The organism is Frigoribacterium sp. CG_9.8, assembly GCF_015751965.1.
Taxonomy (GTDB): Bacteria; Actinomycetota; Actinomycetes; order Actinomycetales; family Microbacteriaceae; genus Lacisediminihabitans.
Genome location: NZ_JADOVH010000003.1, coordinates 135,890 through 153,584, shown reverse-complemented (window position 1 = coordinate 153,584; position 17,695 = coordinate 135,890). Strand labels below are relative to the sequence as shown.

General features: G+C 64.6%; 15 protein-coding genes. All 15 read right to left on the bottom strand.

The features are described 5' to 3' along the window. Positions 1-47: 47 nt before the first annotated feature. Positions 48-710 (bottom strand): ribulose-phosphate 3-epimerase, encoded by a 663-nt coding sequence (gene rpe, locus IWX88_RS08440; protein ID WP_196829237.1) that lies wholly within the window; start codon positions 708-710, stop codon positions 48-50. 10 nt (positions 711-720) lie between these two features. Then, entirely contained in the window at positions 721-2,139 is a 1,419-nt protein-coding gene (locus IWX88_RS08435; protein WP_196829235.1) for an RsmB/NOP family class I SAM-dependent RNA methyltransferase, read from the bottom strand. Further along, entirely contained in the window at positions 2,136-3,056 is a 921-nt protein-coding gene (gene fmt, locus IWX88_RS08430) for a methionyl-tRNA formyltransferase (protein ID WP_196829600.1), read from the bottom strand. The genes IWX88_RS08435 and fmt overlap by 4 nt, the downstream gene beginning before the upstream one ends. A 40-nt stretch (positions 3,057-3,096) precedes the next feature. Then, entirely contained in the window at positions 3,097-5,061 is a 1,965-nt protein-coding gene (locus IWX88_RS08425; RefSeq protein WP_196829598.1) for a primosomal protein N', read from the bottom strand. Between the two features lie 82 nt (positions 5,062-5,143). Continuing rightward, positions 5,144-6,352, bottom strand: a complete 1,209-nt coding sequence (gene metK / locus IWX88_RS08420) for a methionine adenosyltransferase (protein ID WP_196829233.1) — start codon at positions 6,350-6,352, stop codon at positions 5,144-5,146. A 54-nt stretch (positions 6,353-6,406) separates the two neighbouring features. Continuing rightward, positions 6,407-7,609, bottom strand: a complete 1,203-nt coding sequence (coaBC, locus tag IWX88_RS08415) for a bifunctional phosphopantothenoylcysteine decarboxylase/phosphopantothenate--cysteine ligase CoaBC (protein ID WP_231369047.1) — start codon at positions 7,607-7,609, stop codon at positions 6,407-6,409. Between the two features lie 20 nt (positions 7,610-7,629). After that, entirely contained in the window at positions 7,630-7,896 is a 267-nt protein-coding gene (rpoZ, locus tag IWX88_RS08410) for a DNA-directed RNA polymerase subunit omega (RefSeq protein ID WP_196829231.1), read from the bottom strand. Continuing rightward, positions 7,889-8,812, bottom strand: coding sequence for a guanylate kinase (gmk, locus tag IWX88_RS08405; protein WP_196829229.1), 924 nt, complete (start codon positions 8,810-8,812; stop codon positions 7,889-7,891). The genes rpoZ and gmk overlap by 8 nt, the downstream gene beginning before the upstream one ends. Continuing rightward, entirely contained in the window at positions 8,800-9,696 is an 897-nt protein-coding gene (pyrF, locus tag IWX88_RS08400; RefSeq protein WP_196829594.1) for an orotidine-5'-phosphate decarboxylase, read from the bottom strand. The genes gmk and pyrF overlap by 13 nt, the downstream gene beginning before the upstream one ends. A 16-nt stretch (positions 9,697-9,712) precedes the next feature. Beyond that, the gene (gene carB / locus IWX88_RS08395) at positions 9,713-13,018 is read right to left on the bottom strand and encodes a carbamoyl-phosphate synthase large subunit (protein ID WP_196829227.1); all 3,306 of its coding nucleotides are present in this window, start codon (positions 13,016-13,018) and stop codon (positions 9,713-9,715) included. After that, complete coding sequence (gene carA, locus IWX88_RS08390; protein ID WP_196829225.1) at positions 13,018-14,190, bottom strand: glutamine-hydrolyzing carbamoyl-phosphate synthase small subunit; 1,173 nt, start codon at positions 14,188-14,190, stop codon at positions 13,018-13,020. Before carA ends, carB begins: the two co-directional genes overlap by 1 nt. Then, positions 14,187-14,702 (bottom strand): hypothetical protein, encoded by a 516-nt coding sequence (locus IWX88_RS08385; RefSeq protein ID WP_196829223.1) that lies wholly within the window; start codon positions 14,700-14,702, stop codon positions 14,187-14,189. Before IWX88_RS08385 ends, carA begins: the two co-directional genes overlap by 4 nt. Then, the gene (locus IWX88_RS08380; RefSeq protein WP_196829221.1) at positions 14,695-16,056 is read right to left on the bottom strand and encodes a dihydroorotase; all 1,362 of its coding nucleotides are present in this window, start codon (positions 16,054-16,056) and stop codon (positions 14,695-14,697) included. Before IWX88_RS08380 ends, IWX88_RS08385 begins: the two co-directional genes overlap by 8 nt. Continuing rightward, positions 16,056-17,003, bottom strand: a complete 948-nt coding sequence (locus tag IWX88_RS08375; RefSeq protein WP_196829219.1) for an aspartate carbamoyltransferase catalytic subunit — start codon at positions 17,001-17,003, stop codon at positions 16,056-16,058. Before IWX88_RS08375 ends, IWX88_RS08380 begins: the two co-directional genes overlap by 1 nt. Then, the gene (pyrR, locus tag IWX88_RS08370) at positions 17,000-17,539 is read right to left on the bottom strand and encodes a bifunctional pyr operon transcriptional regulator/uracil phosphoribosyltransferase PyrR (protein ID WP_196829217.1); all 540 of its coding nucleotides are present in this window, start codon (positions 17,537-17,539) and stop codon (positions 17,000-17,002) included. Before pyrR ends, IWX88_RS08375 begins: the two co-directional genes overlap by 4 nt. Positions 17,540-17,695 lie beyond the last annotated feature (156 nt).

Below are 17,695 nucleotides of genomic sequence, written 5' to 3'. Positions count from 1 at the left end.
AATTCAAGCAGAGTCAGCGGGTGCGCCAGTTCAGTGCACGCGCCAGTTCAGTGGACGTGTGCGGATGCTGCCGCCCGCAATAACGCGATCTGCATGTGCGGCTCCCCCACGTTGAAAACACTGGAGCCCGCGACAAAAGTATCGGCGCCGGCCTCGGCGGCGATCGCGATGCTGCGCTCGGTGATCCCGCCATCTACCTGAAGCCAGATGTCGAGCCCGGTCGCCGCAACGGCCGCGCGAAGGGCCACGAGCTTCGGCATGGTCGACTCGATGAAGGACTGTCCGCCGAAGCCGGGTTCGACGGTCATCACGAGCACCTGGTCGAACTCGTGGAGCAATTCGAGGTACGGCTCGATCGGAGTGCCAGGCTTCACTGCGATTCCTGCGCGTGCGCCGATGTCCCGTAGTCGGCGGGCGAGAGACACCGCATCCGCGACCGCTTCGGCGTGAAAAGTGACCGAGTACGCACCGGCTTCGGCGTAGCCGGGTGCCCAGCGGTCCGGATCGTCGATCATGAGGTGGATGTCGAGTGGCAGCGGCGACACCCGCTGCAGTGACTCCACCATGCGCTGGCCGAACGTGAGGTTGGGAACGAAATGGTTGTCCATCACGTCCACGTGAACCAGGTCGGCGGTCGCGATACGCCCGAGCTCATGCTCGAGATTTGCGAAATCGGCGGTGAGGATGCTCGGGGCTATTCTTACGGTCACCTGCGCCAGCCTAGAGGGACTTCGTCAGCAGGCAGATGAACATCGCGTCGGTGCCATGCCGGTGTGGCCACAGTTGAACATGGCCATCACCGGCAGACTCGCCGAGTGGGAGTTCGCGCTTGGTCACCGCTGCCAGCACGGCCGGAGTGTCAAGCCGGGAAACCCCCAGTGTGTGTTTCAGCACCGTCTCAACCACAACCTTTGTCTCGGCCAGATGCGGGGAGCAGGTGACGTAGGCGAGGATGCCGCCGGGCTTCAACGCCGCGAGCCCGGACTCGAGAAGCGCAATTTGCAGCCCGGTGAGCTCGGCAACATCACTCGGCTGCTTTCGCCAGCGCGCCTCCGGGCGTCGGCGGAGTGCCCCGAGCCCTGTGCATGGCGCATCGATCAGGATGCGATCAAACTGCTGCGGCATCCGCTCACCGAACAGCGTGCCATCCTGCACAAGCACCTGGGGTGGGTCGACGAACACCGCCAGCGCCTTCCGCACGAGTTCAGCCCGCACCGGTGTGATCTCGTTGGCGACGAGTATCGCCCCGCTCTGACGCGCCTCTGCGGCGAGTAGAGCGGCCTTGCCTCCGGGTCCCGCACAGAGATCGAGCCAGCGTTCCCCGGAGATAACGGGCCGCGCGCGACTGAGGGCGAGCGCGGCGAGCTGGGATCCCTCGTCCTGCACTCGGGCGCGCCCCTCGTGCACGGCCGGCCAGAGTGCCGGGTCTCCCCCGTCGCTCACGGCAGCGATCGGCGAGTATTTTGCCTTCTGGGTGCCACGGATCTCGGAGATGGTAGAACAGCCGGGCAGAGCGACGAGGCTCACCCGCGGGGCGAAGTTGTCGGCGACCAACAGGTCTTCCAGCTCGTGTTCGCGGCCCTCAGCCGCCAGCGCCTGGCGGAAAGCCCGCACGATCCACAGCGGATGCGAATGCTCCAGCGATAGTAGTTCGTCGTCGGTGCGGGGCTGTGTCATCACCCGGTCGTGCCAGGTGCCTGGCTCGCTGCGCGTGATGGTGCGCAACACACCGTTGACGAAACCGGTCGCGGAGCGTGACCCGACCTCTCGTGCGAGAGAGACGGCCTCGTCGACGGCGGCATGTTGCGCAACGCGCATTGAGAGCAGCTGGTGCGTGCCGAGTCTCAGCACGTCGAGGATCGGTGAGTCGATCTCGTCGGTCGATCGCCCGGCCGCGAGTTCGATCACTGCGTCGTAGTAGCCCTGCTGGCGCAGTGTGCCGTAGGTCAGTTCCGTCGCCAGAGCGGCATCCTGGGGCGCGAGCCGAGCCCGCTCCAGTTTCACCGGCAGGAGGAGGTTGGCGTACGCATCCGTCTCCCGCACTGCCATTATCACTTCGAGGGCGATGCGGCGGGCGGGCTGCACCCGAGACGGGGGCTCGGAATCCCGAGTGTCACGGGTGGTGCGACGGTTACTCATCGCGCCACCGTCCCGGCATCGGCCGGGCGACCACGCCACCAGTCGGCAGCTCTCATGGCCTTCTTCCCGTCCGGATGCACGGTGACCAGTTCGAGCGGGTGGCTGGCCGTGCCCACCAGAACTTCACCGGCCCGCAACACGAGTTGCCCGACGCCGAGTTCCGCCTCATCGTCCGCGATACGCGCCTCGAGGATCTTGATCCGCACACTGTCTACGCTAGTGAATGCGCCGGGCTCAGGCGTCACCCCGCGCAGTCGATTGAGCACGGTGGTCGCGTGTTCCGAAAAGTCGAGTCGTGCATCCGGCAGGTGAAGTTTCGGGGCGAGGGTCACGTCACCATGCTGGGGCTCCCCGCGCGCGACTCCGTCGGCAATCGCATCCACCACGCGCACCAGCAGTTCTGCGCCGCTCACCGCGAGGGAGTCGAGCAGGTGACCCGCCGTCTCCGTGGAACCGATGGCCTGGGTGACCTGCCCGAAAACGACGCCGGCATCAAGCTCCGGTACCAGCTGGAACACGGATGCCCCGGTCACCTCGTCACCGGCGATGATCGCGTGTTGCACCGGGGCTGCACCGCGCCATCGCGGCAGCAGCGAGAAGTGCAAATTGATCCAGCCGAGCCGCGGGATGGTGAGCAGTGGCACGCGCACGAGTCCCCCGTAGGCAACGATAACGCCGAGGTCGGGGCGAAGCGCAGTGACAGCCTCTGTAGCGGCATCCGCAAGACGATTGGCTCGGATGATCGGCACACCCGACTGCAGCGCCGCAGCGGCGACGGCGGTCGGGGTGAGCGAACGGCGTCGCCCCTGTGGCGAGTCTTCGCGAGTCAGTGCCGCAGCGACGTGATGGCGACTCGCCCTGAGCGCGTGCAGGCTCGGCACAGCGGCAGCCGGGCTTCCGGCGAAGACGATGACCAGGTCGGACATTGGCACACTCGTTCGTTGTGGGATGGGAGCGTTACTCGGTGCTGTCGAGCGACAGCGCGTCGTCGAAACGCACTCTCAGTGTAGGCAGCGCCATCCGCCCGTTCGCACCGCCGGCCCTGCTGCGCCGAGCGGTTGCAGCGCGGATCACCTCGGCACGCAACCCGGTTGCAACGGCAGCACCCTCCGCATAATCGAATCTCACGATGGCTCTCACGCCACCCTCCACGGCTTCCACCGGGCCAAGAACATCGACACGGTCGATGGCCCGGATGGCACTGACCGCAGCCTGAACCGTCTCCGGCGTGCCGGTGACAGTGGCGACACGAACTGCGGGCGGGAAACGAAGCGCCCGGCGATCGGCGAGCTCAGACCGCAGATAGTCGAAACGCTGCCAGGTCGCGAGAGCGGATGCCAGGGCACCCCCCACCCCGACGAGCACGGTCGTCGCCCCCGGGGCCGCGAGGGCGATGGCGTTCGACCACCAGCGGAGGCAATCCTCCCCCACCCGCAGGCTCTCGCGGGCGAGCATCCGCTCACCGTCCAGGAGCAGTACCGCCCGGTAGCCGCCGGCAGCGATCGGTTCCGCTCCCCGAGTTGCGATGACGAGAGCGGGCGCGGCGCCGACAGCGAGGATGGGTCGATCACCGTCCGCGATGATGATGCGCACTCCAGGAAAGGCGCGCCCCAAATCTTCGGCGGTGCGGCCAGTGCCCTGCCCGACCATCCGAAAGTCGGTGCCAGCGCACTGGGAACAACTCCACTGCGTGGCGAGCTTCCCGCACCAGGAACACGACGGCGTCGATCGGGCCGTCTTCAGTCGCAGCGGACCCTCACAGCGCTGGCACCGGGCGGTATTTCCACAGCCTGCACAGGCCAGGCGCGGCGCATAACCGGGCCGGGCCACCTGCACAAGCACGGGACCGTGTTCGAGCGCTGCGCGGGCCTCGCGCCACGCGGAGGACGGAATGCGGGCCTGTGCGGCAAGACGATCCTGGGACTGTTGCTGGGCTGTGGGTAGTACTTTCGGAGCGACCGGGCGCACGGCGGCGAGTTCGTCGAGCCAGCCAAGCCCGACCAATCGCTCCACCTCGGTGCTGCGCGTGTGCGAGAGGAAAAAAAGCGCGGGACCCTGCAGTTCCTGACGCACCAGCGCGATATCACGAGCGTGAACATAGGGACCGAGCGGCTCGTTGTGGAGCGGATCACCCTCGTCCCACACCGCGATGAGCGCGGGCGTCTTCGCCGGTGCGTAGAGCACCGACCGATTGCCGACTATCGCGAGCGGGGTGTCGCCAAGACAGGCGAGCAGCGCGTGGTAACGGTCGGGATTGGGTTGCCGCGCGTCCAGATGCACGATCCGGTCCGCCGGCAGAACCGCCCGAAGAGCGGTTACCAGTTGCTCCTGGTCTCGATAGTCGGGCACGGCGAGAATGGCGGATCCGCCTGCCGCGAGAGCACGGGTTGCACACGCTGCCATGGTGATCGCCCAGTGCCCGACCCACTGCGACGGAGCATCGGCAGTCGAACGCACTTCGACCACACGCGGTACGGCATCCACGGCGAGACGCCCACCGGTTGCCAGGGCGAGATCGATTCGATCGGTGTCGAATCCGGCAACTGCGATCGGCACCACCTGAGCGGATGATTCGGCTGCGGATTCCAGCAGCCAGGCTTTTTCCACGCGCACCTGCCGCTTGGGCACTGCCAGTCTCACAATGTCACTCGCGTTGCCTGCGGCACGGTCGGCGAGACGCCGACACAGAGTCCAGATCTCCGGCGCGAGCACCCGGGCGCTCGACACTACCGAGTCGAGCTCGCTGAGCGCACCCGCGAAGCCGCCCACGCGAGTCACCTCCACGATGTACCCGTCCGCGATACGACCGATCGACCGCAGCGGAACCCGCACCCGCACCCCTGGCAGCGCCGCCGCCGCCAGCGAATCGGGGATTGCGTAGTCGAACAGCCGGTCGAGTTGCGGAAGCGGCGAGTCGATCATCACGCGTGCAACCGCCTGAGTAGTCACAGGAACCCCCGTGTTCACCGCAACTCTGCGTTCATGGCGAGGTCGGTACCCGGGTCTAGAGGCCGGCCAGGCTGCGTAGCGCGTCGACCCGGTCGATCCGCTCCCAGGTGAATTCCGGAAGGTCGCGACCGAAGTGACCGTACGTGGAGGTCGCGGCGTAGATCGGTCGGAGCAGGTCGAGATCCCGGATAATTGCCGCCGGGCGCAGGTCGAAAACCTCGCGAATCGCGTCGATGATCGTGGCCTCGTCGACGTGGGCGGTGCCGAAGGTCTCGACGTAGAGTCCCACCGGTGCTGCCTTGCCGATGGCGTAGGCAACCTGCACTTCGAGGCGGTCCGCGAGACCGGCGGCAACGGCGTTCTTCGCCACCCACCGCATCGCATAGGCCGCTGAGCGGTCGACCTTTGATGGATCCTTGCCGCTGAATGCTCCCCCGCCGTGCCGGCTCGATCCCCCGTAGGTATCGACGATAATTTTTCGGCCAGTGAGACCGGCATCGCCCTGCGGGCCACCGATCTCAAATCGACCGGTGGGATTGATCAGCACGCGAGGATTGTTCGTCTCGAGATCAACTCGATCGAGCACCGGGCGGATGACGAGCTCTTCGATCTCCGCACGCAACATCTCCGTGCTGACCTTCGGCGAGTGCTGCGTTGAGAGCACAACGGTTTCGACCGAGCGGGGAATGATGCCGTCGTAGCCGACAGTCACCTGCGTCTTGCCGTCCGGGCGCAGATAGTCCACCAGGCCGGATTTGCGCACCTCAGCGAGCCGTTCGGCCAAGCGGTGCGCAAGCCAGATCGGCACTGGCATGTACTGGGGGGTCTCGGTGGTGGCATAGCCGAACATGATGCCCTGATCGCCCGCACCCTGTCGGTCGAGGTCATCGATGCTCGACTCTTCCCGGCTCTCGAAGGCATCGTCGACGCCCTGAGCGATGTCCGGCGACTGCCCTCCGATCGACACGGACACGCCGCAGGACCGGCCGTCGAACCAGACGTCCGATGAGTTGTAGCCGATGTTCCAGATGCGGTCGCGCACGATGGCGGGAATATCGACATAACCCGTCGTGCTGACCTCCCCGGCCACGTGTACCAGGCCCGTGGTGACGAGTGTCTCGACCGCGACCCGGCTGTGCGGATCAACCGTGAGCAGCGCATCCAGAATGCTGTCGGATATCTGGTCACAAATTTTGTCGGGATGCCCCTCGGTGACCGACTCTGAGGTGAATAGGCGGAGGGGTGTTGTGGATGCTGCGCTCATAGGGTTCCCAGCGTAAAGGTGAATCGGGGCGCGGCTGACCGCATCCGACTCCGGTCAGGCGAGGCGCGCGACAACAGCGTCGAAGATGCGATCGGCCACCGTCTGCTTGCTCCCGGAAGCCTCCATCACTATAGCTCCGAGGCTATCGATCATGACGATAGTGTTCTGGTCGGTACCGAACCCCTCACTCCAGCCCACCCTATTGAGGACAAGAAGATCGCTGTTCTTTCGGGCAATTTTTGCGCGCCCCAGCTCCAGCATCGCGTCCCGATCCGGCTCGGTCTCCGCAGCAAATCCGATAATCAGCTGCCCGGGCCTTCGGGTCTCGGCGAGCCCGGCCAATATGTCTGGATTCTTCACCAGCGCAAGCATTACCCGATCACCGACGGCTTCTTTTTTCAGCTTCTCATCGGCCACAAACTCGGGACGATAATCCGCCACCGCCACCGCCATGATCACCGCATCGACATCGCGGGCGGCATCCTGCACCGCCGCGGCGAGTTCGAGTGTCGAAATTACCGGCACCACCCGAATGGATGAGGGCGCCGCCACCTCCAGATTTGCCGCGATCAGTGTGACGTCTGCACCCCGCGCGGCAGCAGCGACGGCGAGCGCGACTCCCTGCTTACCGCTCGAGCGGTTGCCAAGGTAACGCACGGGATCGAGCGCCTCGCGCGTACCCCCCGCTGTGATCAGGATTCGCCGACCGTCGAGATCCTTCGGTTGCAGCACGGCAAGAGCTGCGCGAATAATCTCCTCTGGTTCCTCGAGTCGACCGGGCCCGGAGTCAGTCCCGGTCAGCTGCCCCACGGCGGGCCCAACCACGGTGACCCCGCGCGATACAAGCACAGCGATGTTGTTCACCGTCGCCGGGTGCTGCCACATCTCGGTGTGCATTGCAGGAGCGATCACCACCGGTGCGCGACTCGCGAGCACCGTATTGCCGAGCAGGTCATCGGCCAGTCCCGCGGCGAGCTTCGCGATCGTGTTGGCCGTGGCCGGAGCGATCACGATGAGATCCGCCGCCTGACCGATCGCAACGTGGCGTACCTCGGCGACACCCTCGTAGAGGCTGGTGTGCACCGTATTGCGGCTGATTGCCTCGAGGGTCGGGGTCCCCACGAACCGCAGCGCGGCATCCGTCGCGACAACATGTACATCGTGTCCGGCAAGTACAAGGCCGCGGATGACATTCACGGCCTTGTATGCGGCAATGCCACCGGTGACCCCGACGACGATGTTCAGTCGGCGACCCATCTCAGGAGCCTGAGGGAAAGTTACTCGGCCGGCTCGGCGATGGCCTTGACAACGAGCTTGTTCTCGCTGATCTCGTGCATCGCGACCGAGAGGGGCTTGTCGTCGATGGTGGAGTCGACGAGCGGGCCGACGTTGTCGAATAGGCTGCCTTCGTGCAGATCGGCGTAGTAATCGTTGATCTGACGAGCACGCTTTGAGGCGAAGATCACCAGGGCATACTTCGAGTCCACCTTCGACAGCAGTTCGTCGATGGGCGGATCGATGATTCCTTTGGCGCGTTCAACCATGGGTAAAACTCCTGTTGTATTTGGGGACAAGCATTAAGTCTACGACTTCGCGGGCGGCAGTGCTCACGGTGGAGTTGACGACACGGTGATCGAACTCATCTTGAGCAGCAAGTTCGACTTTGGCCGTTTCCAGTCGACGCTGCTGTTCTGCTGAATCTTCCGTATTACGGCCGATGAGCCGTCGCACCAGTTCCTCCCAGGTGGGTGGCAGCAGGAAGACGAGAAGGGCATCCGGTAGTACCTTGCGCACGGAACGCGCTCCCTGCAGGTCGATCTCGAGCAGCACACTCTTCCCGGCGCTCAAAGCCTCGTCAATCGGAGCCCGCGGTGTGCCATAGCGGAACGCATTGTGCACCGTCGCGGTCTCCAGCATTTGATCGGTCTCGATGAGCCGGTCGAAATCGTCGTCACTGACGAAGTAATAGTTGACGCCATGCACCTCGCCCACACGAGGGAGGCGAGTCGTTGCGGAGACCGAGACATGAACATCGGGGTAGTGCTCGCGGATGTAGGTCGAGACAGTACCCTTGCCGACGGCCGTCGGCCCGGCGAGCACGACCAGTCTTGCCCGCTGCGGGGTATCCCGATGTTCGCGGTGAACCAGCCACTCCACGAGTTTGCGCCGCTGGCGCACACCGAGCCCACCAACGCGCTTGGAGTCGGCGATACCCAACTCCCCCATTGCCTTCGCAGTGCGAGTCGGACCGAGGGTCGGGATGCTGGTGAGCAGTTCACGCACCCGAAGACTCGCCTCAGCGGTGGCAAGCGGATCGGCCCAGGCTGCCTCCACGACATCGACGGCGCTGCGGGACCGATCGTGGATGGCGAGCTTCACGGATGCTCGCGCTCGCCTCGCTGCGACCGCCGCGTGGGCGGCAGCCACCCGGTCGACCTCCGGAGGGGCTACGCGCGGCATGAAAAAACCTCTGACGCCTGCATCCGGATCGCATCGGAGATACCGTCCGGACCGGCGTTTAGAATACTGCGCGACGCTGCCACAATCGTGACCGGTGCGGCCGGGCCGTACAACCGGTGCAGGTCGGCAAACTGGGCACCCTGATGTCCGAACCCGGGTGCGAGCACCGGAGACGACGGCGCGGACGCAATGGACGACAGATCGAGGCCGAACGCGGTGAAATCGACGGTGGCACCAAGTACCAGGCCGATCGAACCGACTGGGCGCAGCGTTGGTGCGAACTCCACCGAGCCCGCCCCCACAGAAAAATTCCACTCACCCACCCCTGAGACGATACTGGACGCCACCGACTGACCTGCATGCAACCCGGAAGAAATCCGCGCTGTCTGCAGGGAGAGGGCTTCGGGATTCGACGTCGCGGCAAGCACAAACAGCCCCTTCCCCAATTTCTCGGCGAGGGTCATCGGCGCCTCGATCGACCCGAGTCCCATATAGGCGCTGATGGTCAGAGCATCGACCTCCAACGGACTGCCCGCTGCAAACCAGGCCTGAGCATAGGCCTCGACGCTGGTTCCAAGATCACCACGTTTCGCGTCAGCGATGACGAGAAGACCAGCCTGACGAGCGGAGTCGAGGATACTTTCGAGGGCCGCATATCCCGCTGATCCGTGCCTTTCAAAGAACGCAATCTGGGGCTTCACGATGCCAACCTGACCTGCAGCGGCGTCGATGACACGCAAGCCGAACTGTCGAAGACCCGAAGCATCGTCGGGAAGATCCCACCGCTGCAGAAGGTAGGGGTGTGGGTCTATTCCGACACACAGCTGCCCGAAGCGATCGAATGCCTCAACCAGCCGATCGCCGAACGAAGCCTGCGATCGCATCGTGGCTGATGACTGATCAGACACGGGCGGCCAGTCGCTCGGCCCGTGTCCTCGCATAATCCTGCAGCGACTTGACCTCGAATCCGTCGCGGATCGATTCGATCGACGCCACCGCAGCTCCGAGTTGGGCGATCGTCGTGAAGAGAGGCAGGTCTGCCGCGACGGCGGCCGCCCGGATCTCGTACCCGTCAACGCGTGCGCTCCGGCCACTCGGGGTGTTGATCACGATATCGACCTGCGACAGGTTGATCAGGTCGACAATGGATGGCTCCCCTTCGAGCGTCGCATCGCCCTGGTCGTACTTGCGCACGACCCGAGCGGTGATGCCGTTGCGGGCGAGAATCTCCGCGGTACCGATCGTCGCGAGAATGGTGAAGCCGAGCTGCTGCAGTCGAAGCACCGGGAGGATGATCGCGCGCTTATCGCGATCCGCCACCGAGACGAAGACGCTGCCGCTTGTCGGCAAGCCGCCGTAGGCCGCCTCCTGACTCTTCGCGAAGGCCTTGGGGAAGTTGGAGTCGATGCCCATCACCTCTCCGGTGGAGCGCATCTCCGGGCCGAGAACCGAGTCGACGATAAGCCCTTCGGTGGTACGGAACCGCTTGAACGGCAGCACAGCTTCCTTCACAGCGACCGGCGAGTCCATCGGCACGACCGACCCATCGACCGGTGGAAGCATCCCCGATTCGACGAGGGAGCGGATGCTCTGCCCCACCATGATCAGCGAGGCGGCCTTCGCGATCGGCAGACCGAGCGCTTTGGCGACGAAGGGCACGGTGCGGCTCGCGCGCGGATTCGCCTCGAGCACGTACAGTACCCCGGCACCGATCGCGAACTGCACGTTGATGAGCCCGCGAACACCGATGCCGCGGGCGATTGCGTGCGTGGCATCCACGACTCGCTGGATCTGATCGCGCCCGAGAGTGACCGGGGGCAGCGTGCAACTCGAGTCGCCAGAGTGAATACCGGCCTCTTCGATGTGCTCCATGACGCCGCCGACATAGAGTTCGACGCCGTCGTACAGAGCATCGATATCAATCTCGACCGCGTCATCCAGGAACCGGTCGACGAGCAGTGGGTGATCCGGCCCGACGATTCCCTGGCCGGCGACGCGCTCGAAATAGTTGGCGAGCGACGGGCTGTCGTAGACGATCTCCATACCGCGGCCGCCGAGCACATAGGACGGCCGAACCAGCACCGGATAGCCGATTTCCTCGGCAACAGCGACGGCCCCTCGATAGTCGTGTGCGGTGCCGTTGCGCGGAGAGACGAGCCCCGCGGCATCCAGGATCCCCTGGAACAGCCCGCGTTCCTCGGCCAGATCGATCGCCTCCGGTGTCGTGCCGAGAATGGTCACCCCGTTTGCCTTGAGCCCCTTGGCGAGTCCAAGGGCGGTCTGCCCACCGAGTTGCACAACCACTCCGACGAGTTCACCGCTCTGGCTCTCGGCGTGGATCACCTCGAGCACGTCCTCGAGCGTGAGCGGCTCGAAGTAGAGCCGGTCGCTCGTGTCATAGTCGGTCGAGACCGTCTCCGGGTTGCAGTTGATCATGATGGTCTCGTAGCCGGCCTCCGACAGGGCGAAGGAGGCGTGCACACAGGAGTAGTCGAACTCGACACCCTGGCCGATGCGGTTGGGTCCAGAGCCGAGAATCACCACCTTGCGCCGCTCGCTTGGCCGCACCTCGGTCTCCTGGTCGTAGCTGGAGTAGTGGTACGGAGTGAGGGCCGGGAACTCGCCGGCACAGGTGTCAACCGTCTTGAAGACGGGACGCACCCCGAACCGATGGCGGATCGTGCGCACCTCGTCTTCGGTCATCCCGCGCAGGGCAGCGATCTGGATGTCGCTGAAGCCGTGGTCCTTCGCGAGTTTCAGCAGTGCGGCGTCCAGGGGTCGGAGGGAGCCGATCTCGTCAGCGACCTCGTTGATGAGCACGATCTGGTCGATAAACCACGGATCGATCTTCGTCGACTGGAAAACCTGCTCGATTGTGGCTCCGGCCCGCAGCGCCTGCTGCACCGTGACGATCCGGCCGTCGGTCGGTACCGCGGCGATTGCCAGGAGCGCATCCCGGTCACCTGGCTCGCCGTCCCAGTGAAAACTTGATCCGCGCTTCTCGAGGGAACGAAGGGCCTTTTGCAGCGCCGTCGAGTAGTTGCGGCCGATGGCCATGGCTTCGCCAACCGACTTCATGGTGGTGGTCAGGGTGGCATCCGCGCCGGGAAACTTCTCGAACGCGAACCGCGGCACCTTCACGACGACATAGTCGAGAGTCGGCTCGAACGACGCCGGGGTCACTCTCGTGATGTCGTTGGGGATCTCGTCCAGCCGATAGCCGATCGCGAGCTTGGCCGCGATCTTCGCAATCGGGAACCCGGTTGCCTTCGATGCAAGCGCACTCGACCGGGAGACACGCGGATTCATCTCGATGACGATGACCCGTCCGTCTGCCGGATCGATAGCGAACTGGATGTTGCATCCGCCGGTATCGACTCCGACCGCACGGATGATGTCGATACCGATGTCGCGCAGATTCTGGTATTCGCGGTCGGTGAGGGTGAGGGCGGGCGCAACGGTGATCGAGTCCCCGGTATGCACTCCGACCGGGTCGACGTTCTCGATGGAGCAGACGACCACAGTGTTATCGGCCGTATCCCGCATCAGCTCGAGCTCATATTCCTTCCAGCCGAGAATTGACTCCTCGAGCAGCACCTCGGTTGTCGGGCTCTGGTGCAGTCCGTCAGCGACGATGCGCACGAGTTCCTTCTCGGTGTAGGCGAATCCCGATCCGAGTCCCCCCATGGTGAAAGAGGGTCGTACGACGAGCGGATAGCCGAGGTCCTTCGCGAACTCACACGCCTCGGCCACCGTGTGCGCAATATAGGAACGTGCGACATCCGCTCCGCACTCCAACACGAGCTCCTTGAAGATCTGGCGGTCTTCGCCCTTGTTTATCGCTTCGAAGTTCGCGCCGATCAACTCCACGTTGTACTTCTCGAGGATGCCGTGGTGGTGCAGGTCGATGGCGGCATTGAGGGCGGTCTGGCCGCCGAGGGTTGGGAGGATGGCATCCGGACGCTCCTTGGCGATGATCGTCTCGATGACCTGCCAGGTGATTGGTTCGATGTAGGTGGCGTCGGCGAAGTCCGGGTCGGTCATGATCGTCGCGGGGTTGGAGTTGATCAGGATGACCCGCACCCCCTCCTCGCGCAGCACCCGGCAGGCCTGGGTGCCCGAATAATCGAATTCGCAGGCCTGACCGATCACGATCGGGCCTGAGCCGATCACGAGCACCGAATTGATATCGTCGCGCTTGGGCATTAAGAACCTTCCGACTGGTCTGGAGCGGGGCGGACGCTCTGGTGCAGGTGGTCAACGACAAGATCACGGAACCGGTCGAAGAGATAGTTTGCATCGTGCGGACCGGCGGCGGCCTCGGGGTGGTATTGCACCGAGAAGGCAGGAATGTCGAGGGCGTTCAGCCCCTCGACCACGTTGTCGTTCAGGTTGACATGACTCACCTCGACCCGGCCAAAACCAGCGGGCGACTCGAATGGCCCGTCGAGCGGAGCATCGACCGCGAATCCATGGTTGTGCGAGGTGATTTCGACCCGACCGGTCGCGCGATCAACGACCGGCTGGTTGATTCCTCGGTGCCCGAACGGCAGCTTGTAGGTGCTCAAGCCGAGGGCGCGGCCAAGGAGCTGGTTGCCAAAGCAGATGCCGAAGAACGGAAGCCCCGCACGCAGCACCGCCTGAAGCAATGTCACATGGATCTCGGATGCGGCGGGGTCACCGGGTCCATTGGAATAGAACACCGCGTTCGGCTGGAGGGCGAGCACTTCCTCGATCGTCACGTCCTGGGGGAGCACGTGCACCTCGAGCCCGCGCGCAGAGAGGTACCCGAGGGTCGCATTCTTCACCCCGAGGTCAAGCACAGCCACAACACCGATCCGTTCCCCTTCGGCGGGGATCGTGACCCGATCAGTGACCGAGACCTGAGCCGACAGGTTCAGCCCCGACATCCCTGCTCCCCCACGCACGATTGCCAGTTGTTCGGCGGCGTCGAGGGAGGCATCCGCTCCGGAGAATATTCCCGAGCGCATGGCACCGGAATCGCGCAGGTGCAGTGTTGCGGCGCGAGTGTCAATGCCGCTGATGCCGATGATGCCCTCGGAGACGAGTTGATCGTCGAGACTTCCGTTCGCTCGGTAGTTGGACACGATGCGGGAGGGGTCGCGCACCGCAAAACCGGCCACCCAGATGCGGCGAGATTCGGCATCCTCGGCATTCACGCCGGTGTTGCCGATGTGGGGTGCCGTCATCAGCACGATCTGCCCGGCGTAGGACGGATCGGTGATCGTCTCCTGGTAGCCGGTCATTCCGGTAGCAAAGACCGCTTCGCCGAGGGTGGTTCCGCGCGCACCGTAGGCGTTTCCCGGATAGCGGGTGCCGTCTTCGAGTACGAGCACGGCGGGGTCGAAACGCGTCATGTAGCGTCGCCTTCCAGTGGAATGGGTGTGGGAAGAAGCAGTGTCACCGCGTCGATCAGCGCGACCGCATCAGCCGGATCGGTGAGTCTGAGGTAGCTGTCGACCGGTGTCTCACCGAGCGACCACGACAGTCGCACGAGACCACCCGTCTCGACGACACGGTCGATCGTGTACGTTGCGCGGTCGACCGCCTCAAGCGCAGCACGCGAGATGAAGACCTCGGGCGTGCCGGCGAGGTTCAGGATTACTCCGGCATCGGTCACCGTCACCGTGGCGCGGGCGCGGAATCCAAGCCCGGCAACCGCGACTCGGTTCAGTTCGTCGTCGGCCATCGTCGTGGCGACATAGAAGCCTTCGGCGCTGAACAGTTCAGGGCCCGGGTCGGTGGGAACGGTATCCGGGGTACTCAGGTAGGCCTGACGCTTCTGCCGCTTGCGCCAGCCCAGAAACATGCTCGTGAGTGCGATCAGGATGACCGCGATCACGATCGTCGTCGAGGTGGCCCTATCCATGACTGGCTCCCGACCGGTTGTGGGTGTGGTCGTGACTCCGGGCTGAGGCTGCAACGGTCTCGGAATCCACAAGTTCGCCGTCCAGCACCGTGGGGTAACCGCGATGAACCGTTGTCATGACCCGCCCGGGGAGAACGGTTGACAAATAGGGCGAATTAGCGGACTTCCCCCGAAGCTGGGCTGCCTCGAACACGCGACTCACGCTCGGGTCGTAGAGCGTGAAGGATGCCGGTGCACCCACCGCGATGCCATTCTCATAGCCGTCGAGCTGGGCGATCGCCGCCGGGGCTTTCGAGAACACGCGGGCGACATCGGCCCAGTCCAGCATGCCGGTGTCAACGACAGAGGCCTGCACAACGCTGAGCGCAGACTCGAGTCCGACCATCCCGAAGGCGGCCGCGGCCCATTCGCACTCCTTAGCCTCGACCGGATGGGGTGCATGGTCGGTCGCGATGATGTCGATCGTGCCGTCGGCGAGTCCTTCACGCACGGCGCGCACGTCCTCGTCCCGTCGTAACGGAGGGTTCACCTTGTATCGCGAGTCGTAGTTCGCCGCGAGCTGTTCGGTGAGCAGCAGGTGATGCGGGGTCACTTCGGCAGTGACGTTGATTCCACGGGCCTTGGCCCAACGCACGACATCGACCGAACCTGCCGTGGAGAGGTGACAGACGTGCAGGCGTGCTCCGACATGCTCGGCGAGCAGAACATCGCGGGCGATGATGGCCTCCTCGGCAACGGCCGGCCAGCCGGCAAGGCCGAGCTCTCCAGAGAGGGTGCCCTCATTCATCTGCGCACCCTCGGTGAGGCGGGGCTCCTGCGAATGCTGGGCGATTACTCCCCCAAACGTCTTCACGTATTCGAGGGCGCGCCGCATCAGGAGGGGATCGGATACGCACGTGCCGTCGTCCGAGAACACCCTCACCCTGGCGCGGCTATTCGCCATGGCTCCGATCTCGCTGAGCTGCTGACCTTCGAGTCCGCGGGTGACGGCTCCGATTGGCCGCACGGTCACGTAGCCGTGGCGGTCGCCGAGAGACATCACCTGCTCGACCACCCCGGCGGTATCAGCGACCGGTGACGTGTTCGCCATCGCGTGCACCGCAGTAAAACCACCGATCGCCGCGGCTCGAGAGCCGCTCAACACCGTCTCGCTCTGTTCGAAACCCGGCTCACGCAAGTGGGTGTGCAAGTCGACGAGGCCGGGCAGGACCATCAGCCCGGCACCATCGATGAGGCGATCAGCGGAGGCGAAAATTGCCCGACCGAGCTCGGCAATGCGGCCGTCACGCACCAGAATGTCGGTACTTGTGCCGTCAGGCAGGGTCACCGCCCGCACGAGGATGGTCTCGCTCATTACTTTCCTCCCTCGCCGGACAGCATCAGATACAGCACAGCCATCCTGATCGACACGCCGTTAGCGACCTGCTCGAGCACAGTTGACCGTGGCGAGTCGGCGGCACCGGCCGAAATCTCGAGACCGCGATTCATCGGTCCGGGATGCATCACCATCGTATCGGCGGCCAGCAGTGCCAGCCGCGCGTCATCGAGTCCCCAGATGCGGGAATACTCCCTGGCATTCGGAAAGTACGCAGCGTGCATCCGCTCGCCCTGGATGCGGAGCATCATCACCACGTCTGGGTGGGCGCCCAGCGCCGCCTCGAGGTCGTAAAGTACCGTCACCGGCCAGTTCTCGATGCCGATCGGCAGAAGAGTGGCCGGGGCCACGAAGGTGACGCTCGCACCAAGAGTGGTGAGCAGCCAGGCATTCGACCGGGCGACCCGGGAGTGCAGGATGTCGCCGACGATCGTGACCGATACCCCCTCTAGATCCCGGCCCCGCGCGGTGTTGCCGTGGAGTCGGCGGCGGATCGTGAAGGCGTCGAGCAGTGCCTGGGTCGGATGCTCGTGCGTGCCGTCGCCAGCATTGATCACCGGAGCGTCGATCCAGCCGGAGTCCGCGAGCACCCGCGGGGCGCCGGATGCCCCGTGCCTGATGACCACCGCATCCGCTCCGATCGCGGCAAGGGTCTGCGCGGTGTCTTTGAGGCTTTCACCCTTCGATACGCTCGATCCCTTCGCACTGAAATTGATGACATCCGCCGAGAGCCGCTTGGCTGCGGCTTCGAAAGAGATCCTCGTTCGGGTGGAATCCTCGAAGAACAGGTTCACAACTGTCTTGCCCCGCAGTGCCGGGAGCTTGCGCACCTCGCGGTCGGCGACCTCCGCCATGCCCTCTGCAACGTCGAGGATGGTGATCCCCTCACCCCGTGAGAGATCGCGAGTGCTCAACAGGTGCCTCATGCAGACGCCTCCTCAATGGTGACAAATTCATCGCCATCGATCTCCAGGAGGTGCACGTTGATGCGCTCATTCTGGGCCGACGGTAGATTTTTGCCGACAAAGTCCGGGCGGATCGGCAACTCGCGATGGCCGCGGTCGATGAGGGTGGCGAGACGCACGATCGCCGGCCTCCCGATGCTGCCGATGGCGTCGAGAGCGGCACGGATGGTGCGGCCGGAGTAGAGCACATCGTCGACGAGCACCACGGTCTTTCCGTCGATACCGCCGGCGGGCATCTGGGTGGGCGAGGGAACGCGGGTGGGGTTGCGACCGAGGTCGTCGCGGAACATCGTCACGTCGAGAGCGCCAGTCGGCACCGGTGTGCCGGAAATCCCCGCGAGCATCTCGGAGATACGCGAGGCCAACACCACCCCTCGAGTCGGAATGCCGAGGACGACGAGATTATCCGGACCCCGATTGGACTCAAGGATCTCGTGGGAGATCCGAGTCAACGCCCGGGTGATATCAGCTTGCTGCAGCACAGTGCGTGCGGGCAATCTGACCTCCTTCCCCGCCTCACAGGACGGAATTTAAGGATGTCTGTCGCGCATGATCTTAGCGGGTCGCCGATGGCAATGCGCGGCAGGGCGGATGCTTCGGTTCGCTGCGAGACCGAGCTAACGCAGCCAATCACTGAGCACCCCGCATGCCAC